Below are 24,984 nucleotides of genomic sequence, written 5' to 3'. Positions count from 1 at the left end.
CTGCTCCTTAAAATGGAAGATCGTCATGATCCTCCTCAGACAAATCACTTGCAGGTTCGAATGCATCTGCTGGCGGTACTGGAGGAATAGCAGAAGGAGGTGCACCTGCCGCTGCGGCTTGTAAACTTTCTATTCTCCATCCTTGGATAGAGTTAAAATATTTTGTTTCTCCTTGAGGGTTTACCCATTCACGACCACGTAAATTAATACTAATTTTTACATCATGACCTACCTGAAAAGAGTTTAAAAGATCACATTTGTCTTGGATAAATTCTACTAATATATGTTGTGGATATTGTTCTTCTGTAGTCACCACTACTTCTCTCTTTCTAAAACCATTGCTACCAAAGGTTTGAGTCTCACCAATCATCTTTACTTTACCTTGTACTTCCATCTTTAATGTATTATTATTTTGCTGCTAATATGTTCCAAGCAGTATCCATATCATCCCGATCTAGATATTGCTTCGCAAATTTATGAATTTCTATCTGGTTAGCCTGTTGAATTTTAAGCTTAATATCCTCTTTGTTATTAACAAATGTTAAGGCTTCCTCTTTTTCTGGTATACTCTCAATATTAGCTAGTTTACCGAGATCATTACCTGTAAAAACATTGCTATTCCTTATTTCTTCTGGCAATTCATCAATACCCATACCAATTGTGCTTAGGGGTTTAGGCACTTCAAACATTCCCAAATTTGCTCTTGTATACCAATTACCACCCATTCGGGCAACCTGATCAATTTTATGTTGATCAATTTTTCCATTTTCATCAAGGATTTTCTCATCAATATGCATCAACAAAACTTCACAAATAATAAGATTACCTGCTCCACCTTGATCTCCCATAGGTATAATTTCATTTACTTTACATTCAAACTGCACTGGTGATTCTGCCACACGATAAGGTGTAACCCTTTCTGAGGGTTTCATACTTAATCCTGCTTTTACAAACTCATTTACTTCCTTAGCATATTCTGTGCTGGATAATGACATCTGCTGTACAATATCATAATTAACAATGTTTATGACTACTTCTTTGGTTACATCTGCATTTTCTAGTGTATGTTTACTCGTATTATCTCTTACCCTTCTCGCAGGAGAAAAAATAAGAATAGGTGGATTAGCACTAAATACATTAAAAAAACTAAACGGTGATAAATTTGGATTACCATTTTCATCAACTGTACTTGCAAATGCAATCGGCCTTGGACCTATTGCTCCAAGCATAAAACCATGTAATTTTCCGGTAGTGACTACCGAAGGATCAATTGTAATCATATTTTATTTTATCTTGAACAAAGATAAGTAAAGTTTTACCTCTTAATTAGAATAACAATACGTTTTAGTATTCTATATATAAACAATAATATTGTTTAAAAACGTTTATATTTAGGATTTAGTTAACAAGTCTATATGAATTTCTCAGACGAGCGTAATTTTTCAAGCTATTTCATTATCATAGCCGTTATGGTGATCACTATCCTAGTGCTATGGAATACATCATTATTCTTACAACGATTTAAGGACGATGAACGTACTAAGATTGAAATTTGGGCTCAATCACAAAAAGCTTTTAATAGTGAGCAATCTGATGATTATCTTGATTTGGTACTTTTAATTGGTGGTACTAATCAATCTATACCCATCATTATTACAGATTCTAAAGGAGATTTTATACGAGACACCATAGGTAAACCTGATCCCAGTTATTTTCAAAACCTATCTGAAAATGTAATTAATAATGAATCAAAACTTAAATCTTATCTTAAAAAAATAAAATCAGAAAACGATCCTATCGAATTAGATTTGAAAGACACGGTGCAATATATATACTACGGCCATTCTGATGTTTTAAACAAACTTAAATATTATCCTATTGCCATAGCTTTAATCTTGTTTTTATTGATCGGGGTAATTTATTTCTTTTTTACAACTTCTAAAGCTAGTGAACAAAACAAACTATGGGCAGGTATGGCAAAAGAAACAGCTCATCAGATAGGTACACCATTATCATCACTAGTAGGGTGGAATGAAATTTTGAAGGTTGAGAATGTAAATCCTGAGTATATTGTTGAAATTGAAAAAGATATTTCAAGATTGAAAGTAATCACCGAACGGTTTTCTAAAATAGGGTCTATTCCTAATCTTGAAGAGGTGGATATCAATGAAGAAACTCGAAACGCATATACATATTTACAGTCTAGAAGCTCTAAGTTAATCCATTTCTCACTAGACTTGCCACAAAATCCAATTTACGTTTCTTTAAACTCTCAATTATATAGCTGGACTATCGAAAACCTTGTTAAAAATGCTATAGACGCAATGCGTGGGAAAGGAGACCTTAAAATAGATCTTACCGAAGATGCTAAACGTGTTTTTATAAGAATAAAAGATACGGGTAAAGGTATCCCTAAAAGTAAATTCACTAAAATATTTGAGCCCGGTTATACATCCAAAAGCCGGGGTTGGGGCTTAGGGCTATCCCTTGCCAAAAGGATAATAGAAGAGTATCATTCTGGAAGAATAAAGGTGCTTAGATCGGATATTGGCAAAGGGACCACTTTTCAGATTACTCTTCTCAAAATTGGAACTAAAGTATAACAATCTCCTTTTGGGCGCGTTATATAGTTCCAAATCCAATCAATGTGAAAACAGAATATATTATTCTAAAAGAAGCGACGCTCACCAATAACTGTCCAGAATGTTACTCTACTGATGGAATGACTCTTTCTTTCAAACAGGAAAAGTTGAAATCAAAACTACTAATTAAAACAAACAAAAATGTCATCGAAAGCATTCATTGTGGTAAATGCGAAACTCAGATTTTTGCTGGACAATGGACAAAAGACATAGAACGAGTATACGAATATCATAAAAAAACCATCTCTTCTAAACCTTCTTCAATAAAATTTACTGGATTGTTTTTTCTATTATCCTTTGTACTATTGGCAATGATAGTCTTGGTATATATACACCTATACTATCCAGATGTATTAGGCTTAGGTTAGTATATCAATACTGTAACATTACCTTCCTAAGTTCTTCGGTGATTTTAAAAGTTTTATCTATATTAAAATCAAAACAAACTGCTACATCATGGCCTTCGGCACACAACACTCCTTCATCATTATAGAGTTTATGATATAATCCAAAACTTGAATTTTTTATAAATTCTACTTTTGTTTTAATAATAACATTACCAGGGAAAAATAGCGGGTGTTTAAAATCGCATTTAGTCGAAACTAACATCGGTCCTTTTTTTGTTTCCTCATATAATTTTGCTAATCCAGTTACATCCCAAAATTGAACCCTCGCACTTTGCATGTATTTCATGAAATTTACGTTATTCACATGTTGATATGTATCCATTTCACTCCAATCAATCCGAAGTTTTAAGGATAATTTAAAATCTGTTTCCTGCATTATACATTATAAATTCGATCGGATTTGAGACGCTAATGTTTCAAATTCTGAATTCGACATAGAGATTTTGTTTTTAAAAGTCATTTCTTCCATTTCGTTTAATGGAATAAGATGCACATGTACATGTGGTACTTCTAATCCAACTACTGCAATTCCAATACGTTTGCATGACACCGTTTTTTCAAGTGCTTTTGCTACTTTACGTGAAAATCGCATTAGATCAAGATATTCATCTTCTTCTAGATCAAATATTTTGTCTTCTTCCTTTTTAGGAATACATAATGTGTGTCCTTTTGCATTAGGACTAATGTCTAAAAAAGCAAAGAAATTCTCGTCTTCGGCTATTTTAAAAGACGGAATTTCACCATTAATAATTTTAGTGAATAGGGTAGGCATTAATAAAATTTTAGTCGGTTTATGAATTCGAAATATAATCTATTTATTTGTAAGTCTAAACCAGAAAAAACCCTTTTTTACAATTAAAAAAGGGTTTTAACATTACTAAAATTTATTTTTATTCTCTTGTGATCTCTATAATGTCAAAATTCATGACACCATTAGGAACCTGAATCTCTGCAACTTCGCCAACACTTTTTCCTAAAAGGCCTTTCCCAATAGGAGAATCTACAGATATTTTACCAGTTTTAAGATCAGCTTCACTTTGGGCAACTAACTTATATGTCATTTCTGCGCCATTTATTTGATTTTTGATCTTTACGGTAGAATGAATTAATGCTTTAGAAATGTCTAATTGAGATTCATCAATTAAACGTGCACCGGCTAAAGTTTCTTCTAATTTAGAAATCCTCATCTCAAGTAATCCCTGAGCTTCTTTTGCGGCATCATATTCAGCATTTTCACTTAAATCACCTTTGTCACGTGCTTCTGCAATAGCTTGAGAAGCCTTTGGCCGCTCTACATCCTTGAGATTATTTAGTTCATCTCGTAATTTTTTTAGCCCCTCTGCAGAATAATAAGATACTTTGCTCATAACTTCATCGTTTATATAAATACAAAAAATCCCATAGGTATGGGATTGTTATTCAAAGATAACAAAAATTTCATGGAAGATTACAAATTTACGTAATTTGCCAACACAATAATAATGTTATGAAAAAGATAGTATTCCTGTTCAATTTTATTTTGATAGTATCATGCAGTAGTGATGATGGACCCGATAACAATCAGTTTTTACCTAATGTGAGTATTAACTATCAAATTAATCTTAATCTACCTCAATTTAATGATCTTGATTTTCCTGGTAATCATTTTATTGACAGAACTCAAAATGGTAGTATAAGAGGGATTATTATTTACAATATTGATAATGTACAATACAGTGCTTTTGAGTTAAGTGATCCTAATCACACACCAAATACATGTTCTACACAATCGGTAGAAGGAATTACATCAACATGTGATTGCGATGACGGGAATAGTTATAATATTGTAACCGGTCAACAAACCGCAGGAGAAGGTCAATTTGGATTGAGACGATACAGTATCCGTAGAGATGGAAACACCCTTTCTATAACGAACTAAGACCATTATTGGCGCCAAGTTCTATTGCCAGTTATACGCCCAGTCTTTCCAAACAACATCTAGGCCTTTTTGTTTTAGCATAGCTACCACGGCTTCTGTAGGGCGCTCATCTGAAATTTCAAATTGTTCTAGAGATTGTGGTTCTACTACATAGCCTCCTGGATTTGTCTTAGACTCTGCACTAATAGAAGTTATTCCTAAACCAACAATATTTTCTCTAAACCCTTCGCTCTCTCGTGTTGACATGGATAATTCTATATCTTCATCCAACAACCTATAAGCACAAATTAATTGAACCAAATCCGAATCTGTCATAGCTACTTTAGGTTCTAAACCTCCAGAATGTGGTCGTAATCTTGGAAAAGATATAGAATACTTAGTTTTCCAATATGTTTTCTGTAAATATTGTAAATGCAAGGCTGTAAAAAAACTATCGGCCCGCCAATCTTCTAATCCAAATAATGCTCCCAATCCAATTTTATGAATCCCAGCCCGACCTAATCGATCTGGAGTCTCTAGCCTATATTCGAAATTAGATTTTCGCCCTTTTGGATGATGTATCTTATATTCTTCTTCATGATATGTTTCTTGATAAACCAACACCGCATACAATCCGTTTTCGATCAATAATTCATAATCTTCTTGGTCCAACGGCTGCACCTCAATAGTAATATTAGCAAATTTAGATTGGATTAATTTAATTGCGTTATTGATATAATCTACTCCTACCGTTTTATTAGCCTCACCAGTAACCAAAAGAATGTGATTGTATCCTTTAGATTTTAAGAAATCGACTTCTCTTAAGATTTCTCGATCTGTTAATGTTCTTCTAGGAATTTTATTGGTCATGCTAAACCCACAATAAGTACATATATTTTGGCACTCATTACTCAAATACATTGGTGCGTACATTTGTATTGTATTTCCAAAACGTTTTTTCGTCACGGAGCTACTTATTTGTGCCATTTGCTCTAAATAGGGTTTTGCAGCAGGTGAAATTAAAGCTTTAAAATCTTCGAGATTACGTTTTGATTTATGTAATGCTTGCAAGACATCATTTTCATTTTTTGAAAGAATCCCAGATAGAGTTTCATCCCAATTATATTGATCAAATATGTTTTTAAAACTATTATTCATTTAAAAAACTTGTTAAAGGGCTACTTGCCTCGGCATGTTGTTTAATCGGGGCCAATTTTGCATTATACGCCATGCGACCCGCTTCTACCGACATTTTAAAAGCTTGTGCCATTTGGACAGGTTGTTGAGATACGGCTATAGCCGTATTGACTAACACTGCATCTGCACCAATTTCCATAGCATAAGCAGCATGAGATGGGCTTCCGATACCTGCATCTACTACAACAGGCACGTTGCTCTGTTCAATTATAATTTCCAAAAACTCTAATGTTTTTAACCCTTTATTACTACCTATAGGTGCTCCTAATGGCATTACACACTGGGCACCTACTTCTTCAAGTCGTTTACAAAGAACGGGGTCTGCATGAATATAAGGCATAACTACAAATCCCAATTTCGCCAATTCTTCTGCTGCCATTAACGTTTCTATAGGGTCTGGCAAAAGGTATTTTGGATCAGGATGAATTTCTAATTTTATCCAATTAGTTTCTAGAGCTTCACGAGCTAATTGCGCTGCAAAAATCGCCTCCTTCGCATCTCTAACTCCCGATGTATTGGGCAACAAATTAATTCTAGGGTGATCTAGATGACTTAAAATATCATCGTTTTCATTATTAACATCGACTCTCTTAAGTGCTACTGTAATTAATTCACTCTCTGATTCGAGCAATGCTTTTCTCATCAAATCGGAAGAACTAAATTTTCCTGTTCCGGTAAATAAACGAGATGAAAATTCTTTATCCGCAATTTTTAGTTTATCCATCACTTTAAACTATATGTGTTTTTATATTTTCAATTTTTTCTTTTAAATCTTTATGCTTCGTAAGCATTCCTGAAACTGCGATTCCTGATAATCCTATAGCTATAAGGTCTTTAATATCCTTTTCTATTATTCCTCCTATAGCTACCACAGGTATAGTGGTATTAAAATTTCTAAATTCAGATAAAATACTTTTGTATCCATTAATCCCTAATATTGGGCTTAATTTATTTTTTGTCGTTGTATATCTGTATGGGCCAAGACCAATATAATCTACTCCCGACTCCACATGTTGTTTACAATCGTCAATTGTATTTGCAGTACCACCAATAATAAAATTATCTCCTAAAATTTTTCTGGCTTTGATGATATTTGTGTCATTTAATCCTAAATGAACACCATCTGCTAAAACTGCTTTGGCAACATCAATATTATCATTAACAATCATTATTGCGTTATATTGATCACAAATATTTCTACACTTTAAAGCTGTATCAAGATAGGTCACAACATCAGTGTTTTTTAACCGTAACTGAATCCACCTCCCGCCAGCGCTACAAACTTTTTCTATATGTACAAGATGCTCCTGAGGAGTTGTTCCTTGCGATATATATTGTAATTGAATTTCTTTCATCTTAACACCGGTTATATTTTATGATATCCCAATAATATTTTGTTTGAACTCAACACTTTTTCAGTATACTTTTTTCCTCTATAACACGATTTAACTAATGAAGAACCTAAAGCCAATTGCGCAGTAATAGCCGAAGAAAGAATACAGCCACTTCCATGTTTTTCTGAACAATCGCTTCTCTTAGGATTTAAAACAAAATGCTTTCCGTTCTGCATAAACAACTCATCTTTTCCGATATTTTCTTTTCTATGACCTCCTTTTAAAAGAAGATTTGTTTTGCTGCTAATATGTTTTACAGTTTCTAGAATCGTTTTACTTTGACACAACGCTTTAATCTCATGGTAATTTGGAGTCAACAAATAAATTTTGTCCAAAATTGAATCAAATTGATTTATTGATACCTCTTGCGATGATATGTCATAAAAATCAAACTCTGAACTTGACCTTAATATTGGATCCCAAATTATTTTTAGTTTCGAATTTTTCTCTAGCAATACATCGATAATCTCAATTAATACATTCCAATTTTCGACTATTCCAATTTTGACAAAACCAATATTAAAACGATCAAATAAGGCATCGATTTGACTTTTAATCACCTCGATATCTACCCAATGACAGGATGTAAACTCAATGTCATTTTGAACGGTATTAGCTGTACAAACGGATAACCCATATACTTTTGATGCTTCAAAAGTCTTGACATCTGCTGTGATTCCTGCTCCATTAGATGGATCAAAACCCGCAATTGTTAAGGTATATGGACGTTGTTTCATGTATATGCGCCTATAAAAATATTAATCTATACTTTTCTAACGGCTTTAAGTTTATTATAAATCGCTTGGAAGCTTTTTATAGGTTTCTCTGTATTCCAAATTCCGCCTAAAACCCCAACACCTCTATATCCAAGATCAAATGTTGCTTGCAAAGTATTTTCATTAATACCTCCCATTCCTACTACAAATTCGTTTAGATCATTTACATCGAAACCCTTTCCTAAATAACCTGCTTTTGAAATTGAACTAAAAACCGGACTTAGTAAGACATACTCAAAACGAACAATACAGTTTTTAATATCTTCCTTAGAATGAAAAGAACTACTTATTTTAAATCCTTCATTTTCATATTCTAATACATACTCTTCTAATTTGTCATCTAAATCGATTCTAGGTTGTTCTTGAATATGAATCCCTCTAAGATCAAATTCTAGACATAATTCATGAAATTGATGCAACATGATTCGATTATGATATTTTTTCTCTATCTGATTAAGTAGTGCTCTATATCCTTCTTTATCTAAAGTTGGTTTTCGAAAATGAAGTATATTCAATCCATTTTGAAAAAGCTGATTAATCTGATCCGATTCATTTTCTAATTCACGTTCTGAAGTAAGAATGATTAGCATACCGTGTTCTTATTATAAATAAACTTCACTTCCTTTTTCTTTAAACTCTTCTGCCTTTTCTTGCATCCCGGCTTCTAAGGCTTTTTGGTCATCAATTTCTTTCTTAGCGGCATAATCTCTTACTTCTTGTGAGATTTTCATTGAGCAAAACTTCGGCCCACACATACTGCAAAAATGTGCGATTTTTGCACCCTCGGCAGGTAACGTTTGGTCGTGATATTCTCGTGCTAGTTCTGGATCAAGTGAAAGATTAAATTGATCTTCCCAACGAAACTCAAAACGAGCTTTACTTAAAGCATCATCTCTATGTTGTGCTCCTGGATGTCCTTTTGCAAGATCTGCGGCATGAGCAGCCAATTTATACGTAATTACACCTGTTCTAACATCTTCTTTATTTGGTAATCCTAAATGTTCTTTTGGGGTTACATAACAAAGCATTGCTGTTCCATACCACCCTATCATAGCTGCACCAATACCAGAAGTAATATGATCATACCCAGGAGCTATATCCGTGGTTAAAGGTCCTAAGGTGTAAAAAGGAGCTTCTCCACAAGCTTCTAGTTGTTTATCCATATTGGCTTTAATCATATGCATTGGTACATGTCCTGGTCCCTCGATAAAAGTTTGTACATCATGTTTCCATGCAATTTTGGTTAGTTCTCCTAAGGTTTCTAACTCGGCAAACTGCGCTTCGTCATTAGCATCTGCTATACACCCTGGACGCAATCCATCACCTAAAGAAAAAGCCACATCATACGCTTTCATGATTTCACAAATTTCTTCAAAATGTGTATATAAAAAACTTTCTTTATGATGTGCGAGACACCATTTTGCCATAATTGAGCCTCCTCTAGATACAATACCTGTTATCCGTTTTGCCGTCATTGGTACATAAGCCAAACGTACTCCCGCATGGATTGTAAAATAGTCTACTCCCTGTTCTGCCTGTTCTATTAAGGTATCTTTAAATATCTCCCAAGTTAAATCTTCGGCTTTACCGTTTACTTTTTCTAATGCTTGGTAAATAGGCACGGTTCCTATAGGCACCGGAGAATTACGTATAATCCACTCTCGTGTTTCATGAATATTCTTTCCTGTTGAAAGATCCATGATGTTGTCTGCTCCCCAACGACAAGCCCAAACTGCTTTTTCTACTTCTTCTTCTATACTTGATGTTGTAGCAGAATTACCAATATTAGCATTGATTTTCACCAAAAAATTTCTTCCTAAAATCATAGGTTCGCTCTCTGGGTGATTGATATTAGAAGGAATTACTGCTCGACCTCTTGCTACTTCTTCTCTTACAAACTCTGGTGTTATTACTTCAGGAATACTTGCCCCAAAATCCTGACCAGAATGTTGCTTGGATAAACGTTTTACTTCTTGTAATTTTTGATTTTCTCGAATTGCTACGTATTCCATTTCAGGAGTAATAATACCTTGTTTGGCATAATACATTTGTGAAACATTTTTACCTTTTTTTGCGCGTTTTGGCTTACGAATATGATTAAACCTTAAATGATCTAAATCAGTATCATTTAACCGTTCATTACAATAGATCGATGAAAAACTATCTAACTCTTCTACATCATCACGATCCAGCACCCATTGCTCACGAATCGGTTCTATCCCGTTATGAACATTTATTTCTTTTAAAGGATCGGTATACGGGCCACTAGTATCATACACCGTTACGGGTTGATTAGGAGTTTTTTTCTGCGTAAAACTGTCCACCGTATCATCTAGCGAAATCTCTCTCATAGCTACACTAATTTGAGGGTGAACATTTCCATTTACATAGATTTTTTTCGAATTTGGAAATGGTTTTGTAGTAATCACTTTTCCTTGTGGAGCCGTATCTTTTTTCTTCATCGTTATCGTATTTTGTGTAAGTAATTAGCGTGTTAAATTTGTGGTTTTTATCCCCCTTGTGTTGCTTTTATAATAGTTATGTTATCATCATTTTCTACAATAGCTTGATCCCATTTTTCTTTTATAATTATTTCATTATTAACAGCAATAGCTATTCCATTAGTAGTAATATTTAAATACTCCAAAAGCATCTGAATAGAAGTGTTTTCTGAAATGGATTGTGATTGATTATTAACGTTTATGGTCATATCATTATTTGGATTAATCCATAAACTTTAGGCTATACACGCCTTTTTGAAAGAAGATAAATCACATTATATGTGATGTTAACTTTTCCCTTCGTCGGTACTAACCGCATCAGGTTCAAAGGGTATTTCTCAGACCTAACCTAAGTTAAGGACACCCCTAAAGTTTATGTTATAAAAATAATAAAAACCTACATATAATTAGTTATATGTAGGTTATAAATTAAAATTTTAATGTTGCTCCTAGCAAGAAATTAATTCCCGCCTGAGGGTAAAAACCAGCACCTTCTACCGTAGTTACCGTCCCTGGGTTTGAAAAATCATCGTCAAATGTGAAAAAATACCCATTAGACACATACTCTTCATCAAACACATTATTTACTAGTCCCGTAAGCACAATCGATTTAAAAACTGGGATATTATTAATTTCATAAATAATATTAACATCATTTATAAAAAAGCTATCTAATTTTGATGTTTCGCTATCAATATTACCCATATATTGTTCTCCTACAAATTTGGATAAAAACCCTAATTGAAGGTTTTTTATAGGTTGATAAATAAACATATTTCCTGCAACAATATTAGGAGAGTACGAAATATTAGTATTACCTAGATTTACCAAACTACCATCTCTCGATGTAACAAAATCTTTATTCTTGTTAGCACTTAAGGCTACATTAGGTTTTACTACAAATTTATCCGAAAGTCTTATGTTTGCATCAATTTCTATCCCCAAACGAAAACTTTCTCCACTAGTTGCTCTAATTGGAGCTCCAACATCATCTAATGCTCCTGTTAAGACCAATTGATCCTTATACCACATATAGTAAATATTCGTATTTACTATAGTTTTGTTTTTTGAAAATCTCCAACCTAGTTCAATGTCATTTAATCTTTCTGCTGTATTAATTCCATTTTCAAAATCACTTCTTCTAGGCTCTCTATTGGCTCTAGCATAAGAAACATACAATTGATTACCTTCATTAATCTGATAAGTGGCCCCTAATTTTGGGTTGAAGAATTCATAGGTTTCATCTACCTCTAAAGACACTCTATCAGAAGTTAATCCAGAGGTTTCATAATCAACAAAACGCCCTTGCAAATCCACAAAAGCTGTCCATTTATCATCAATTCTATAGGTAGTTTTACCGAATATGGTGAATTCATTTTTTGTGCCATTACCAAAATAATAATTATCTCGTATCTCTGATCCTCCAGCATTTTGAGCCCAAATAACTTCGCCAAAATGATCTCCGTCATAATGACTATAAAAAGCCCCAAAATCTACATCCCAATTATTATTTTTATAATTCGCAGAAGCATTTACAACATAAAAATCATTATCCAGCCATCGCCTACGAATTAAATCTGTTGTATTAATAGTTTCTCCTCCAATCACAATAGGTGTAAAATCATAAAACGCAAAATCTTCATCTTCTTTGTATTGTTCAAAAAAACCTCTTCCGTAAGTATAATTTAACCCTAAGTTTGTTGACCAATGGTTACTGTATCTTTGGTTCCAATGTAATTGATAATGATCTTGTTTATAGTTATCTACTTCATTATCATAAAAACGAGTATTACCATTTTCATCGGTATACAAACCTGCTGGATTGAAAGTTCGATCCGTATCTAATGTAGCTTGATCAATCCCAAACCACGATTGATAGGTTATCTCATGCCCGCCAAAAGCGACAGCTTTAATCAAGGTGTTGTCATCTACAAAAGATCCCTGTAGGAAATACGATTTTAAATCTGAAGAAGCTCGATCGATATACCCATCTGATGCTATTGCCGATAGACGTCCTGCAATCTCAATATTTTCATTGATCAAACCAGTACTAAATTTTACATTATGCCTTCTTGTGCCAAAAGAGCCAAAAGAATTTGATATTTCGGCATTTGCAACCTCAGAAACAGCATCAGTAAGCAAGTTTAAACTAGCTCCAAAAGCACCAGAACCATTTGTTGAAGTTCCTACACCACGCTGTAATTGCAAATTTTCTATAGAAGATGCAAAATCCGGTAAATTCACCCAAAATGTCCCTTGACTTTCGGCATCATTAAATGGTATTCCGTTTAAGGTAACATTTACTCGAGAAGCATCACTTCCACGAACTCTAATATAAGTATATCCTATTCCTGTCCCTGCATCTGTAGTAGTTACTACTCCGGGTAGATAATTTAATAATATAGGAATGTCTTGGCCAAGATTTCGCTCTGCTAATTCTTCTTTGGATAAATTCGAATGGGTAATTGGAGAATCGGCATCTACACGAACTGATTTTACCAAAACCTCATCCAGTTTTTCAAGAATCTCTTCAAGCTGGACATTTATAGAATTATCCTGTATTAAATCGATTATTCTCTCTGCTCTCTCCGTTCCTTGATAGCTAAACAGTAACGTATAGGTTTCTTTTTCTAGATAAAAATTAAATTTTCCTTCAGCATCTGTTTGTATTGCGGTAGTAGTTCCTTTAATACTAACTGTTACACCTGGTACGGGTTGGTCATTTTGATCGGTAACCATACCTGATAATTGAAATTCTTGAGCAATCATCTGACCACTATAAAATACAATTGCTATGTAAAATATTACATGTTTCATTCGTAAACGTTTTTTACGAATAAAAGGGGTAATTACTCTAAAATTTAAATTGATTATAATTTGTTCAGAATTAACCAAACACTATATTTTACCCTTACTAAAGCATCAAAAAACAACTATAGTTTTGGCAGTCCCTTGGCAGCATTACCTGCCCAGGTTCATCGGGTATGATCTCAGCTTTATTCTAAAATATAACTTTAGACATTAGCACCCCTTTGAGATTTCTGCGCAAAAATAATGTGTTTTATTGATTTATTGTAACTTTATTAAGGATAAAACAATCCTTCTTGTTTTTTTTAGTTATCAAGTAAGGTGAATTAAGGATATGAAGAATACAAAAAGATCAGTAACTTTTAAAATTATTGCAGGGTACCTATTGGCAGGTCTACTCGCTGTAACTGCTTTTTGGGTTATTTACCAACAATTAAATAACTACACCCAAACTACCGAAATGGAAAACGAAAATAATGAAAAACTCTTTTTGGTAGGAGAGGCTATTACTGGGTTATATGAGGCAGAAAGTTTAACAAGGAATATTGTACAAACATACGACACCAATAAATTCAAAACATACAAAACAAAAATAGACACTATTTTATATACTATTAATAAGGTTTCAGAAATATCGGATGACACACTGCAAACTAGAAAAATTGATAGTATCAAATATCTTATCGATAGTAAAAATCAAAACTTTCAAGAGCTCATTACTATTTATGAGCAACGAAAGAAAAAAGGACTCTATGAGACTGCCATTGATGAATTAAAAAAATCTAACCCGAATTTTGGTAACTACACGGACTATGATAAAAGGTTTAAAGGATTTAGCGGCAACGAACAAAAGCGTTTCATCAATATACTTGAAATGTCTAAAAAGGACAATGCTAAACGATTAACAAATCAAACGGTAGATTCCTTAGCAACCTCGGTAAAACAGGTACTTGCAGAACTTGAGGAAAAAGACAAAAAATACAAAAGAGAAATTTCGATAAAAGAAAATAATCTCTTAAAAAATGACCAGGTTATCACAAAACAACTAAGGGATTTGCTAGCGGCAATCGAAAGAAATGAAAGAAATCAATATCGAGAACGTTTAGAAGCATCAACTCGAATTCTTAATAACACTTCTAATATTATCTTAATCATTGCAGCTATTAGTGTATTAATTGCTATTATTTTTCTGTTTTTGATTACCAAAGATATATCCAAAAGTCAAAAATATCGTAATGAATTAGAAACCGAAAAAACGTATACAGAATCTCTTTTAAAAACTCGTGAATCTTTAATCAATACGGTTACTCATGATCTACGTTCTCCTTTAAATACCGTAATTGGATATTCTGACTTATTAGAAAGAACTGGGCTCAACAATAAACAAACGCATTATTTGGGTCATTTAAAAAAATCATCTGATTATATTCTTCACCTTGTTAATGATCTTCTAGATTTATCAAAACTAGAAGCAGGTAAAATGATTATCGAAGAATTACCATTTTCTCCCAAAAAATTAATAGAGAACACTATCTCTAGTGTTATTCCTGTAAACGATAAGAAAAACCTTGATATACGAATCATAACAGATAGTAAGTTGAATAAACAATTCTTAAGTGATCCTTTTAGAATAAAGCAAATATTAACAAATCTGGTAAACAATGCGTACAAATTCACAGATCAAGGTTCTATTACAATAGAAAGTAGAATTATTGAAAATGGATTATCTGAAAAACAATTAATAATATCTGTTAAAGACACAGGCATAGGAATTACCAAAGAACAACAACAGTATATTTTTGAAGAATTTTCTCAAGGAGATGAAAATACCGAAAAACGATTTGGAGGATTTGGTTTAGGCCTAGCTATAACTAAAAAAATTATAAAACTCCTTGATGGTAAAATCACTTTAGATAGCGAACCAAATCAAGGAAGTACTTTTACTTTCTATATCCCTATAAAGCTTTCTAACTCTTTGATTCTTGAAGAAGAAACAGAAATTTCGGAAATACAGAGTTTTTCTGACAAAAAAGTATTGATTGTAGATGATGACCCTAGTCAATTAGCATTAACAAGCGAAGTAGTAACCCTAGCAGGCTTATCATATGATGTTTGTGAAAATGGCTTGGATGCGACCTCTCTATTGCAACGTAATGAATATGACCTAATTCTTACAGATATTCAAATGCCCAAAATGGATGGTTTCCAACTTTTGAAATCCCTAAAAACGAATCCAAATCAATTGGATTTACCAGTAATTGCATTATCAGGACGAACAGATATTTCATTCTCGGAATATCAAGAAGCTGGGTTTTCAGGAAGTCTTAGAAAACCATATGCACCTAAAGAATTAATAGATCTTATTTCTGAAATTCTAAGTGTAGAAATAACAGATTATGAAGAATACTTGAAAGAAGATTTATCTGCCGAAGAATATTCATTAAACGATTTAATGCTTTTTGCACATGGTGACTCTGATTCTCTATATGCGATCTTAGATACATTTTATGAAAGTACAATTGAGAATGTAAATGATTTGAAATTAATGGTTTCGGAAAATAAAATTGATCATATTCAGAAAATAGCCCATAAGATGCTACCTATGTTTAAACAGATAAAAGCAAAAGAAGTGGTACCTATATTGATTAAACTAGAGCACCCTGATCAATATAACTTAGATAACACATCAATATCCGTTTTGGCACAAGAAGGAATAACAAAAATCGAATCTCTAGTTGATAAACTCAAAGTAGAAAACTAGAGGCTTATATCATACTGCTTTAACTTGTTATAAAGTGTTTTTCGATCGATAGATAACATCCTGGCTGCCTTTGCTTTATTTCCATTAGCTTTCTCAAGAGCATCAAGAATTAATTCTTGTTCATTTTGATTTTTAAATAATCCATAAGTTTGTTTAGCATTTTGAGAAGCATAAGCAATATCATTTGGCAAGATATCTTGAACAATCATATCACTTTGAGAAAGAAGAACAGATCGTTTCACAATATTTTTGAGTTCTCTTAAATTCCCAGGCCAATCATATTTTTTAAACGCTTCTAATACTTCATCAGCAAAACCAACTACATGTTTATCCAATTCTCTATTAGATTCTTCTAGAAAGTGATTTGCAAAGAGCATTAAATCTTCAATCCTATCTTTTAAAGGAGGTACTTTGATTGAGAATTCATTAAGACGATGATATAAATCTTCTCTAAATTCTCCTTCCTTTACAGCATGACTTAGATCTTCATTTGTGGCTGCTATCACCCGTATATCTACTTCAACCTCCTTATTACTACCAACAGGTTTAATTTTTCTTTCCTGAAGTGCTCGAAGTAATTGCACTTGCAATTCGTAGCTAAGGTTACCTATTTCGTCTAGAAATAAGGTTCCTCCATTAGCTGCTTCAAAATGTCCTACCTTATCATTTACCGCCCCAGTAAAAGACCCCTTGATATGTCCAAAAAATTCACTTGAAGCAATTTCTTTAGGCACTGCTCCACAATCAACAGCTATGAAAGGTTTTTCAGATCTTTTACTAGCCTTATGGATACTACTTGCCACATATTCTTTTCCTGTTCCGCTATCACCTACTACCAATACCGACATGCGTGTAGGGGCAACTAAAGCTACATACTCATTTAGTTTTTTAGAGGCATCACTTACTCCTCTTACAAAAGCATCATTTGAGTTTTCATCTAGTGCTGCTAATCCATTCACTTTGGTTGTTTTCTTTTGAGGTGTTTTCACTTCTAGAACATTACCTTTCAAGGCCTTTTCTATTGTCTGTAAAATGGTATCTGGGTTAAAAGGTTTAGATACATAATCAAAGGCACCCTGCTTAATAGCATTTACAGCCATATTGATCTCAGCATAACCAGTCATTATAATAACTTGAGTGCTTGAATTATTTTCAAGGATTTCACCTAATAAAGTGATCCCATCTCTATCTGGGAGTCTAACATCTGCCAATACAACATCAAAAATATTTTCTTTAATTTTTGGAATAGCTTCATTTCCGGAAAATGCCGTGGAAACCTCATAATCTTTTTTCTCCAAAAAAGTTTTGAGCATTGTGCAAAAAGCCACATCATCCTCTACAATAAGTATCTTAGACATATTCTATAATTTATTGAGCAAAAACTATGTTATAAAATTACAATTTAAAACACTTAATTAAGATAAAAACATAAAAAAAGAGACCCTTGGGATTGAGTCTCTTTTTTAGCACTAAACAACTTTATATCGTCCTTGGTTGCAAAACGATATCCTTTTTCTACCCCTAGATTTAAGATTTATTGTCGTTTGGCGTAATCCATTCGCCATTAGCGCTTGCAAATACAACTTTCTTGTTGTTATTGTTATCGTGTAAAACGATCTTATATGTGTTATCCTTAGATATAAAAGCTTTTACAATTCTTAGTTTTTGAAAATCCCTAGCTACAGCTTCTTGCACTGATAAAGGCAATTCAATTACTTTTACTTCAGTATACTCTTGTTGTTCATATTCATAATCCCAGAATTCGAAATCGCCATTTACTGCTAGTTCATCCTGAGCTAAAACACCCTGTGCCGAAAAGATACTTACTACAATCGCTACTATCATTTGTAACTTTTTCATTGGGTTATTGGTAAAATTATTTCTACAGTTTTATAATAGTAATAATTGTTCCAAAGAAATTAAGTTAGCAAAAAAAAGAGTTAACTATCTGAAAACAAATAATTTATATGTTTTGTTTATTTTAACATGTGGCGCTAAAATGTGTAGAATACACACTAATGTGTAGAAATATTACACACCTTTAGTGTGAGATGAAGTTATAAAAGTGGTTTTTTTCGATTTATCTTTTTTTCTGATTGCTTTTGTTTATTATTTAAACGTTTCTTTATCGCCGATCTTGAAGGTTTTGTGGCTTTCCTTTTCTTTGGCACTTGAAGATTGGCTTTCACAATTTCTACAAACCTTTTAATTACCAATTCTTTATTTCTGTGTTGACTTCTACTATCTCCACATTGAAGTATCAAAACACCTTCTTTGGTCAATCTCGAAGATAACTTTTGACCAAGTAATAATTTTTCATTATCAGTAAGACCTAAAGAAGTTACAATATTAAAACTAAGTTCGATTTTCGAAGATACTTTATTTACGTGCTGTCCTCCAGCACCAGAACTTCTAATAGCTTTAAACCTTAACTCATTAATAATTATTGAAGTGTTCACGAAAATAATTTTACTTGATGCGCCGATTTCAGTAAATCATTTACTGTTTTTACAGGGTTAAATGTGGTAAGAGGAACTTCTACAAAAACACTAATCCAATTAGACATAGCTCCATTCCACAATCCAGGAAGCTCAAGAGCTTTAAGCGTTTTTCCATTCATAGTTTTTCTTGTAATAAAACCTGCTTCGGGGTCGACAAAATGCAATAAATTAAATTTATTTCCTTTATAATCTCTAACTCCGCACACTAAGTCCACTGGATTAAAATGCGTTGCACTGTTAAGAATATCGCTCTGTCTAGGATCCTTTAAATTGATTTGCGGTGTTTCGATAATTTGAAGTATTAACCTTCCATTTTCATTCTTAATCCAAAATGGCCCTCCACCTGGCTCTCCTTCATTAATAACCATCCCGCAAATACGAATTGGTCGATTTAATGACTCTCTTAAAAATTGAAGCTTGTATTTTTCCGAAAATTTATCAAAATCAATAGGAAGCCTAACATTCAATTGTTGCACTAAGAATTTTTTGATATCCTTTAATTCGGCTTCAGTAGGATTTTTTAGATCAATCGCATTTAGAATTCTAAAAACTTCATCCTGAATCTCTATTAATTTTCCTGCCAGTACTTTTTTATAACTAGAAACCTCATCCTGATATTTACGCACAACAACATTATCAATATTTTTTATATAAACAATATCGGCATCCAAATCATCTAGATTCTCTATAAGAGCACCATGCCCTCCAGGTCTAAACAACAATGTCCCATCACCAGAACGAAATGGCTCATTATCTTCATCTACCGCTATGGTATCTGTTTCAGATTTTTGAAAAGAATATGATATAATAAAATTTGTTTTGGTTTTTTCTTCAACTTTCTTCTTAATTCTTTCAAACTCCCCCTTAAAATCTTTCAAATGCTCTTTAGAAATAGTAAAATGTAATTCAGAATCACCATTTTCATTCGTGTTATAACCTGCTGCCTCAAATAAATGTTCTTCAAATGACGTGGCAATACTATCCGTATAATCATGAAAAGGCAATAAACCTTTTGGATAACTCCCAAAATTTAGACCTTTTTCTTTTAACATCATATCTATAAAAATATAAAGTTGTCTTCCTTCCGATAATGATTCAAACTTAGGGTAGGCATCTTTTACTTTCTTCATCACCAAATCATAGAATGGGAATTTTTCTAACCCGATAAGAAAAAGACGAATTGCATCTGCTTTTTCATGATTTGTATATGAATTTAAACTCTCCTTTTTATAATCATAACTATCCAAAAACCTAAATAAGTCCTTGAACATTCGTGTTGCAGCACCAGATGCTGGCACAAACTTTATTGTATGAAGATTTGCCAATCTCGAATCGTATAGTCTAGCCAATTCAGATTGATAATGCTCTGAAAACACTGAAATACCATTATCATGAGTTGCAGCGCTTCGCAATGCTACAAAAGGAATCTCGTTCTTAAATGTTTCTATTTGAGAAAATACTTTATCAACGGTTAAGCCTTTGGACTTAATTAACTTAATATCTTTATCTGTTATATTCACTTTTTTGCTCTATTAGTTGGTCAATAATTGCGGTTGCCTTTGTAAAACGAGAAAATTTATCCCCTTTTATTACTACATATGGAAGATTATGTTTTTCTAAAGATTCCTTAAATTTAATAAACATTTCTTCTCTCTCATGGGGTTTATCTCTTAAATCATCAGGCACCCAAGGAGTATCAATATAAGTTAAAAGATACAAATCATAAAAATTTTCCAGAGAAATCTTATTTAAAACTTCAGGGGTTTCTCCATCATAATAAACATCAGCATACACCTTTAATTCTAAAAGGTTTGTGTCACAAAACAATACTTTGTTACTCTTTAAAGTATATGTGTTTTCTAATTGCATCTGACCTTCTGCAATAGGAAGAATATCATCATAAGTACATATCTCTTTCTTTGTGTCCCATTTTTTTTGAAGATACTCTCGCATATATTCGGGCACCCATAAAGTATTATAATGCTGAGCTAGTTGTTTTGACAAAGTAGTTTTTCCTGTAGATTCAGGGCCAAAAAGCACTACTTTTATGCAGTCACTAAAGTTTTGTCTAAGCTTTTTTTCCATGCGAGGTAACCAAAAATTGCCATAACTGTAAATAATACATATTGAAAACTAGTAAATGTAAATCCTTTATAAAAATATAAGGGTATTGAAATAATATCTCCCAAAATCCAAAATATCCAATTTTCAATCTTTCTTCGAGCCATTAGCCACATACCGACAAAAAATATGGCAGTAGTTAATGTATCTATATAAGCCGTCCAATCATTCCATTTATCAAAAGCAATATATACGACGTATACAAAGATTAGAGTTCCTACAAAAATTAAAACCTGGATTAGTTTTTCCATAGAGTTTGATCTTGTTATTGGAGTCATATGAGTGTCATCGACTTTTCTAGTCCACACATACCAACCATAAATACTCATTATAAAATAATAACCATTGATCATCATATCGCCCAATAAGGACCATTGTAAAAGTAAATAGACATAAATAGAGGTACTTATAATACCTGTAGGGTACACCCATACTTTATTAAACCAGGCACAAAAAACACTAGCAACTCCAAATAATACTGCAATAATCTCAAGAATTATATGCAACGTAGAATAAGTTACATATTGGCCAAAGAAAAAATCAAAAATTTGGTTCATAATCACTCCTGTTACTTTTTACCATTTTCATGTATACCAAAACATTATCCATATCACCAAATGCTTTTTTTATTTCTTGAGTTAAAAAGAGCATCACTTTATCATATTCTCCATACACCTGAGTACTTAATGGATTCTCTATAATCGTAAACTCTGACAACCTTAATTTTTTAATAAATCGTATAATATGATCTTCATAATCATTTTGAAGTGGCGTAAGTGTTAATTCAACAGATATTTGCATTGTTTAATTATATACTAAGTTAAATAATTAATGTCCTGGCGTTGCATATACACAGGTAAAACCCTCAAACTCTAAGTACACCAAATCATAATGACTTATTTCATTTTTATAGTTAATTGCTCCAAAAACAAAAGGGTAATCTAAGGTAAACGAAGAAATATAAATGTGCTGTTCAAAACTTAGTCCTGCAGTTGCATATAATTTATATAGGGATTCCTTGGCTCCCCATATTACAGTTAGCGCCCTAACTTCATCCAAATTTTGAGACTTTAAATAGTCCTTTTCTCCGGGGTTTACAAACTTATGCGCAATTCGATTAATTTTCTCTCTTTGTTTTTCGATATCAATCCCTACCAATTTATCGCTAATAATAATCCCTGCAAAATCGAAGGAATGAGAAATAGAAATTTGTTTTCCATCATTGAGATGAGGTTTTCCAAATTCATCATAATATAAATCATGATCAGAATAGCCAAATACTGCTAACAAATGTCTAACACTCATAAAACCTCTGCGATGCATATCAGATTTCATATTGTCAACTCGTTCTTGGCAATGCTGTGTTAATTCTATTCCCTCACAGAGAATTTCGTAAGACTCTTCAATCTTCCAAATCAACACATTAGTACTTTCATCTACTGTTATAGTTTTGTAAAGAGGCATTTATATTCTTAAAGTTATTACGTACCTTTGCAAACCGAAAAATAAGGGATCACTTCCTTTATTTTCGAAAAACGAATTTAGAATAATTTAGTGCCAAATACTAGAATGCACTTCATAAACATAAAATAAATACTATGAGCACCAAAACTGTACCTTATGTTCCTTACAAAGTGAAAGATATTTCTTTAGCTGCTTGGGGAAGAAAAGAAATCGAATTGGCTGAAGCAGAAATGCCAGGACTTATGTCTCTTCGCGAAGAATATAAAGATGAGCAACCCCTAAAAGGTGCTCGTATAGCAGGTTGTCTTCATATGACAATTCAGACAGCAGTATTAATAGAAACACTACAAGCTCTTGGAGCAGAAGTAACATGGAGTTCATGTAATATTTTCTCTACTCAAGACCAAGCAGCGGCTGCAATAGCCGATGCAGGAATACCTGTTTATGCATGGAAAGGGATGAATGAAGAAGAATTTGATTGGTGTATTGAACAAACATTGTTTTTTGGAGAAGATCGTAAACCGTTGAACATGATTCTTGATGATGGTGGAGATCTAACAAATATGGTGTTAGATAAATATCCAGAATTGGTAGACGATATTAAAGGTCTTTCTGAAGAAACTACTACTGGGGTACATCGTTTATATGAAAGAGTGAAGAATGGTACATTACCAATGCCTGCTATAAATGTAAACGACTCTGTTACCAAATCTAAATTTGACAATAAATACGGTTGTAAGGAAAGTGCGGTTGATGCTATTCGTCGTGCAACTGATATTATGTTGGCAGGAAAACGTGTAACAGTATGTGGATATGGTGATGTTGGTAAAGGAAGTGCTGCTTCTTTTAAAGGTGCAGGAAGTATTGTTACGGTAACAGAAATAGATCCAATTTGTGCACTACAAGCTGCTATGGATGGATTTGAAGTAAAGAAATTAGAAACTGTTATCGGCAACAGTGATATTATAATCACTACAACAGGAAACAAAGATATTGTACAAGGCCGTCATTTTGAAGCACTAAAAGACAAAGCCATTGTTTGTAATATTGGTCACTTTGATAATGAAATCGATATGGCTTGGTTAAACGATAATCATGGCCATACTAAAGATACTATCAAGCCTCAAGTAGATAAATATAATATCAACGGAAAAGATATTATTATTCTAGCTGAGGGTCGTTTAGTAAACTTAGGCTGTGCAACCGGTCACCCAAGTTTTGTGATGAGTAATTCTTTCACTAACCAAACTCTAGCACAAATTGAACTTTGGAAGAATAGTGAAGAATACAAAAATGAAGTATATATGTTACCGAAACATTTAGATGAAAAAGTAGCAAAATTACACTTAGCCAAAATCGGTGTTGAATTGACTGAATTACGTACAGATCAAGCAGAATATATTGGAGTAACTGTTGAAGGACCATACAAGCCAGAACATTACAGATACTAGAAAAACAATAGTACAACTTACTAATAAACAAAACCCTTATCTTTCCGATAAGGGTTTTTCTTTTTTCACCCCATATCTATTGTGATATATAAAAAACAAGAAAACAGCGATTTGTAACAAAAAGACACGAACATCGTCATATTAATTCAATCAAAAAACATGCACCTATGAGTACTTTAAAAATCACCAACCTATCCAAAACCTATCCAAATGGTGTAAAAGCCCTAAATAATGTCAGCATAGAGCTAGAAAACGGAATGTTTGGATTACTTGGGCCAAATGGAGCTGGTAAATCATCCCTTATGCGTACTCTAGCAACTTTACAAGAATCTGATTCTGGCACAGCCACACTAGATGATATAGACATTCTTAACCAACCAGCAGAGCTAAGAAAAGTACTTGGTTATCTACCACAAGAATTTGGCGTTTACCCAAGAATCACTGCCGAACAATTACTAGATCATCTAGCAATTTTAAAAGGGTTTGTAAAACCAAAAGAACGTAAAGAGATGGTTAAATATCTTTTAGACAAAGTGAACCTATATGATAAGCGTAAAAAAAGTGTAAAAGGGTTTTCTGGCGGGATGAAACAACGTATCGGTATAGCTCAAGCACTTATAGGAAATCCAAAATTAATCATTGTAGATGAGCCTACAGCAGGGCTTGATCCAGGAGAACGAAATCGATTTTATAACCTTTTGGCCAATGTAGGTAAAGAGGTAATCGTTATTCTTTCGACTCATATTGTTGATGATGTAAGAGAACTATGTACTAAAATGGCCATCATGAATTTTGGAGAAATCGTATATCAAGGCTCTCCAGATACTGCATTAAACGAACTTGAAGATAAAGTATATCAAAAAATTATAGAATTACATGAATTAGAAGAATATGCCCGCAGATACAGCATTATTTCTAACAAAATGGTCGGAGGGAAACCTTTGATACATGTTTATAGTGATACAAATCCAAATGAAGGTTTTGAACAAGTAAAACCCAACCTTGAAGATGTGTTCTTTTCTAAAATTAACACAGACAATGTAATTGTTTAATCACTAAATCTG

27 protein-coding genes and 2 riboswitches are annotated in these 24,984 nt (G+C 33.0%); of the genes, 6 read left to right on the top strand and 21 right to left on the bottom strand.

All coding sequences use genetic code 11. The features are described from left to right. Positions 1-7: 7 nt before the first annotated feature. Together DK508_RS18660 and DK508_RS18655 are read right to left on the bottom strand one after the other, a co-directional pair. A complete protein-coding gene (locus DK508_RS18660) occupies positions 8-394 on the bottom strand; it encodes a DUF3127 domain-containing protein (RefSeq protein ID WP_109302296.1) in 387 nt (128 codons plus the stop codon). 13 nt (positions 395-407) lie between these two features. Next, entirely contained in the window at positions 408-1,280 is an 873-nt protein-coding gene (locus DK508_RS18655; protein ID WP_109302295.1) for a flavin reductase family protein, read from the bottom strand. Between the two features lie 135 nt (positions 1,281-1,415). Here DK508_RS18655 and DK508_RS18650 point away from each other — a divergent pair, with 135 nt between their 5' ends. Together DK508_RS18650 and DK508_RS18645 are read left to right on the top strand one after the other, a co-directional pair. Continuing rightward, complete coding sequence (locus DK508_RS18650; protein ID WP_109302294.1) at positions 1,416-2,603, top strand: HAMP domain-containing sensor histidine kinase; 1,188 nt, start codon at positions 1,416-1,418, stop codon at positions 2,601-2,603. A gap of 44 nt (positions 2,604-2,647) precedes the next feature. After that, positions 2,648-3,010, top strand: coding sequence for a hypothetical protein (locus DK508_RS18645; protein ID WP_109302293.1), 363 nt, complete (start codon positions 2,648-2,650; stop codon positions 3,008-3,010). Positions 3,011-3,014: 4 nt separating this feature from the next. Here the strand turns inward: DK508_RS18645 and DK508_RS18640 are convergent, their stop codons facing one another. The 3 genes from DK508_RS18640 to greA all read right to left on the bottom strand — a co-directional run bounded on the left by DK508_RS18640 (position 3,015) and on the right by greA (position 4,416). Further along, positions 3,015-3,425 carry a thioesterase family protein gene (locus DK508_RS18640; RefSeq protein WP_109302292.1) on the bottom strand — a complete coding sequence of 137 codons (411 nt, stop codon included), beginning with the start codon at positions 3,423-3,425 and terminating at the stop codon, positions 3,015-3,017. Between the two features lie 6 nt (positions 3,426-3,431). Further along, positions 3,432-3,821, bottom strand: a complete 390-nt coding sequence (locus tag DK508_RS18635; RefSeq protein ID WP_109302291.1) for an HIT family protein — start codon at positions 3,819-3,821, stop codon at positions 3,432-3,434. A gap of 118 nt (positions 3,822-3,939) precedes the next feature. Next, positions 3,940-4,416 (bottom strand): transcription elongation factor GreA, encoded by a 477-nt coding sequence (gene greA, locus DK508_RS18630; protein ID WP_109302290.1) that lies wholly within the window; start codon positions 4,414-4,416, stop codon positions 3,940-3,942. Positions 4,417-4,535: 119 nt separating this feature from the next. Between greA and DK508_RS18625 the strand changes: the two genes are divergently transcribed. Next, positions 4,536-4,967, top strand: coding sequence for a hypothetical protein (locus DK508_RS18625; RefSeq protein ID WP_109302289.1), 432 nt, complete (start codon positions 4,536-4,538; stop codon positions 4,965-4,967). 21 nt (positions 4,968-4,988) lie between these two features. Here the strand turns inward: DK508_RS18625 and thiH are convergent, their stop codons facing one another. The 8 genes from thiH to DK508_RS18585 form a co-directional block, all read right to left on the bottom strand. Continuing rightward, positions 4,989-6,104: a 2-iminoacetate synthase ThiH gene (gene thiH / locus DK508_RS18620; protein ID WP_109302288.1), complete on the bottom strand. Its 1,116-nt coding sequence runs from the start codon at positions 6,102-6,104 to the stop codon at positions 4,989-4,991. Beyond that, complete coding sequence (locus DK508_RS18615; protein ID WP_109302287.1) at positions 6,097-6,870, bottom strand: thiazole synthase; 774 nt, start codon at positions 6,868-6,870, stop codon at positions 6,097-6,099. The genes thiH and DK508_RS18615 overlap by 8 nt, the downstream gene beginning before the upstream one ends. A gap of 1 nt (position 6,871) precedes the next feature. Beyond that, positions 6,872-7,498, bottom strand: coding sequence for a thiamine phosphate synthase (locus DK508_RS18610; protein WP_109302286.1), 627 nt, complete (start codon positions 7,496-7,498; stop codon positions 6,872-6,874). An 11-nt stretch (positions 7,499-7,509) separates the two neighbouring features. Continuing rightward, positions 7,510-8,274 (bottom strand): hydroxymethylpyrimidine/phosphomethylpyrimidine kinase, encoded by a 765-nt coding sequence (locus tag DK508_RS18605; RefSeq protein ID WP_109302285.1) that lies wholly within the window; start codon positions 8,272-8,274, stop codon positions 7,510-7,512. Positions 8,275-8,300: 26 nt separating this feature from the next. Beyond that, on the bottom strand, positions 8,301-8,903 hold the full coding sequence (locus DK508_RS18600; protein WP_109302284.1) for a thiamine phosphate synthase: 603 nt from the start codon (positions 8,901-8,903) through the stop codon (positions 8,301-8,303). A 12-nt stretch (positions 8,904-8,915) separates the two neighbouring features. Next, positions 8,916-10,775: a phosphomethylpyrimidine synthase ThiC gene (gene thiC / locus DK508_RS18595; protein ID WP_109302283.1), complete on the bottom strand. Its 1,860-nt coding sequence runs from the start codon at positions 10,773-10,775 to the stop codon at positions 8,916-8,918. 47 nt (positions 10,776-10,822) lie between these two features. Next, positions 10,823-11,023, bottom strand: coding sequence for a sulfur carrier protein ThiS (gene thiS / locus DK508_RS18590; protein WP_109302282.1), 201 nt, complete (start codon positions 11,021-11,023; stop codon positions 10,823-10,825). A 69-nt stretch (positions 11,024-11,092) separates the two neighbouring features. Further along, positions 11,093-11,192: riboswitch (TPP riboswitch) on the bottom strand. Positions 11,193-11,243: 51 nt separating this feature from the next. Further along, positions 11,244-13,631 (bottom strand): TonB-dependent receptor, encoded by a 2,388-nt coding sequence (locus tag DK508_RS18585; protein ID WP_109302760.1) that lies wholly within the window; start codon positions 13,629-13,631, stop codon positions 11,244-11,246. Between the two features lie 114 nt (positions 13,632-13,745). After that, positions 13,746-13,856, bottom strand: a riboswitch (TPP riboswitch). A 100-nt stretch (positions 13,857-13,956) separates the two neighbouring features. On the opposite strand from DK508_RS18585, the gene DK508_RS18580 reads away from it, so the two are divergent. Further along, on the top strand, positions 13,957-16,383 hold the full coding sequence (locus DK508_RS18580) for an ATP-binding protein (RefSeq protein ID WP_109302281.1): 2,427 nt from the start codon (positions 13,957-13,959) through the stop codon (positions 16,381-16,383). Here DK508_RS18580 and DK508_RS18575 read toward each other — a convergent pair. From DK508_RS18575 to DK508_RS18540, 8 genes are all read right to left on the bottom strand, one after another. After that, entirely contained in the window at positions 16,380-17,741 is a 1,362-nt protein-coding gene (locus tag DK508_RS18575; protein WP_109302280.1) for a sigma-54 dependent transcriptional regulator, read from the bottom strand. The genes DK508_RS18580 and DK508_RS18575 overlap by 4 nt on opposite strands. Before the next feature lie 169 nt (positions 17,742-17,910). Then, positions 17,911-18,243, bottom strand: coding sequence for a hypothetical protein (locus DK508_RS18570; RefSeq protein WP_109302279.1), 333 nt, complete (start codon positions 18,241-18,243; stop codon positions 17,911-17,913). Positions 18,244-18,440: 197 nt separating this feature from the next. Next, positions 18,441-18,842: an alternative ribosome rescue aminoacyl-tRNA hydrolase ArfB gene (gene arfB, locus DK508_RS18565; protein WP_109302278.1), complete on the bottom strand. Its 402-nt coding sequence runs from the start codon at positions 18,840-18,842 to the stop codon at positions 18,441-18,443. Next, a complete protein-coding gene (locus DK508_RS18560) occupies positions 18,839-20,404 on the bottom strand; it encodes a DUF4301 family protein (RefSeq protein WP_109302277.1) in 1,566 nt (521 codons plus the stop codon). Before DK508_RS18560 ends, arfB begins: the two co-directional genes overlap by 4 nt. Beyond that, entirely contained in the window at positions 20,388-20,969 is a 582-nt protein-coding gene (locus DK508_RS18555) for an AAA family ATPase (protein ID WP_109302276.1), read from the bottom strand. The genes DK508_RS18560 and DK508_RS18555 overlap by 17 nt, the downstream gene beginning before the upstream one ends. Then, positions 20,930-21,562: a nicotinamide riboside transporter PnuC gene (gene pnuC, locus DK508_RS18550; protein ID WP_109302759.1), complete on the bottom strand. Its 633-nt coding sequence runs from the start codon at positions 21,560-21,562 to the stop codon at positions 20,930-20,932. The genes DK508_RS18555 and pnuC overlap by 40 nt, the downstream gene beginning before the upstream one ends. Then, positions 21,546-21,806 (bottom strand): hypothetical protein, encoded by a 261-nt coding sequence (locus tag DK508_RS18545; RefSeq protein WP_109302275.1) that lies wholly within the window; start codon positions 21,804-21,806, stop codon positions 21,546-21,548. The genes pnuC and DK508_RS18545 overlap by 17 nt, the downstream gene beginning before the upstream one ends. Before the next feature lie 27 nt (positions 21,807-21,833). Then, entirely contained in the window at positions 21,834-22,469 is a 636-nt protein-coding gene (locus DK508_RS18540) for a 4'-phosphopantetheinyl transferase superfamily protein (protein WP_109302274.1), read from the bottom strand. Between the two features lie 134 nt (positions 22,470-22,603). Between DK508_RS18540 and ahcY the strand changes: the two genes are divergently transcribed. Beyond that, on the top strand, positions 22,604-23,920 hold the full coding sequence (ahcY, locus tag DK508_RS18535; RefSeq protein WP_109302273.1) for an adenosylhomocysteinase: 1,317 nt from the start codon (positions 22,604-22,606) through the stop codon (positions 23,918-23,920). 167 nt (positions 23,921-24,087) lie between these two features. Beyond that, on the top strand, positions 24,088-24,972 hold the full coding sequence (locus tag DK508_RS18530; protein WP_109302272.1) for an ABC transporter ATP-binding protein: 885 nt from the start codon (positions 24,088-24,090) through the stop codon (positions 24,970-24,972). Positions 24,973-24,984 lie beyond the last annotated feature (12 nt).

The organism is Aquimarina sp. AU474 (assembly GCF_900312815.1).
Lineage (GTDB): Bacteria > Bacteroidota > Bacteroidia > Flavobacteriales > Flavobacteriaceae > Aquimarina.
The sequence above is the reverse complement of the archived record's forward strand: the minus strand, read 5'-3'. Positions and strand labels throughout refer to the sequence as shown.

Excerpts from the sequence above, each read along its gene's own strand:
- DK508_RS18660 (WP_109302296.1), bottom strand. The coding sequence starts at position 394 with ATGGAAGTACAAGGTAAAGTAAAGATGATTGGTGAGACTCAAACCTTT.
- DK508_RS18655 (WP_109302295.1), bottom strand. The coding sequence starts at position 1,280 with ATGATTACAATTGATCCTTCGGTAGTCACTACCGGAAAATTACATGGT.
- DK508_RS18650 (WP_109302294.1), top strand. The coding sequence starts at position 1,416 with ATGAATTTCTCAGACGAGCGTAATTTTTCAAGCTATTTCATTATCATA.
- DK508_RS18640 (WP_109302292.1), bottom strand. The coding sequence starts at position 3,425 with ATGCAGGAAACAGATTTTAAATTATCCTTAAAACTTCGGATTGATTGG.
- DK508_RS18635 (WP_109302291.1), bottom strand. The coding sequence starts at position 3,821 with ATGCCTACCCTATTCACTAAAATTATTAATGGTGAAATTCCGTCTTTT.
- greA (WP_109302290.1), bottom strand. The coding sequence starts at position 4,416 with ATGAGCAAAGTATCTTATTATTCTGCAGAGGGGCTAAAAAAATTACGA.
- DK508_RS18625 (WP_109302289.1), top strand. The coding sequence starts at position 4,536 with ATGAAAAAGATAGTATTCCTGTTCAATTTTATTTTGATAGTATCATGC.
- thiH (WP_109302288.1), bottom strand. The coding sequence starts at position 6,104 with ATGAATAATAGTTTTAAAAACATATTTGATCAATATAATTGGGATGAA.
- DK508_RS18610 (WP_109302286.1), bottom strand. The coding sequence starts at position 7,498 with ATGAAAGAAATTCAATTACAATATATATCGCAAGGAACAACTCCTCAG.
- DK508_RS18605 (WP_109302285.1), bottom strand. The coding sequence starts at position 8,274 with ATGAAACAACGTCCATATACCTTAACAATTGCGGGTTTTGATCCATCT.
- DK508_RS18600 (WP_109302284.1), bottom strand. The coding sequence starts at position 8,903 with ATGCTAATCATTCTTACTTCAGAACGTGAATTAGAAAATGAATCGGAT.
- thiC (WP_109302283.1), bottom strand. The coding sequence starts at position 10,775 with ATGAAGAAAAAAGATACGGCTCCACAAGGAAAAGTGATTACTACAAAA.
- thiS (WP_109302282.1), bottom strand. The coding sequence starts at position 11,023 with ATGACCATAAACGTTAATAATCAATCACAATCCATTTCAGAAAACACT.
- DK508_RS18585 (WP_109302760.1), bottom strand. The coding sequence starts at position 13,631 with ATGAAACATGTAATATTTTACATAGCAATTGTATTTTATAGTGGTCAG.
- DK508_RS18580 (WP_109302281.1), top strand. The coding sequence starts at position 13,957 with ATGAAGAATACAAAAAGATCAGTAACTTTTAAAATTATTGCAGGGTAC.
- DK508_RS18575 (WP_109302280.1), bottom strand. The coding sequence starts at position 17,741 with ATGTCTAAGATACTTATTGTAGAGGATGATGTGGCTTTTTGCACAATG.
- DK508_RS18570 (WP_109302279.1), bottom strand. The coding sequence starts at position 18,243 with ATGAAAAAGTTACAAATGATAGTAGCGATTGTAGTAAGTATCTTTTCG.
- DK508_RS18555 (WP_109302276.1), bottom strand. The coding sequence starts at position 20,969 with ATGGAAAAAAAGCTTAGACAAAACTTTAGTGACTGCATAAAAGTAGTG.
- pnuC (WP_109302759.1), bottom strand. The coding sequence starts at position 21,562 with ATGAACCAAATTTTTGATTTTTTCTTTGGCCAATATGTAACTTATTCT.
- DK508_RS18545 (WP_109302275.1), bottom strand. The coding sequence starts at position 21,806 with ATGCAAATATCTGTTGAATTAACACTTACGCCACTTCAAAATGATTAT.
- DK508_RS18540 (WP_109302274.1), bottom strand. The coding sequence starts at position 22,469 with ATGCCTCTTTACAAAACTATAACAGTAGATGAAAGTACTAATGTGTTG.
- ahcY (WP_109302273.1), top strand. The coding sequence starts at position 22,604 with ATGAGCACCAAAACTGTACCTTATGTTCCTTACAAAGTGAAAGATATT.
- DK508_RS18530 (WP_109302272.1), top strand. The coding sequence starts at position 24,088 with ATGAGTACTTTAAAAATCACCAACCTATCCAAAACCTATCCAAATGGT.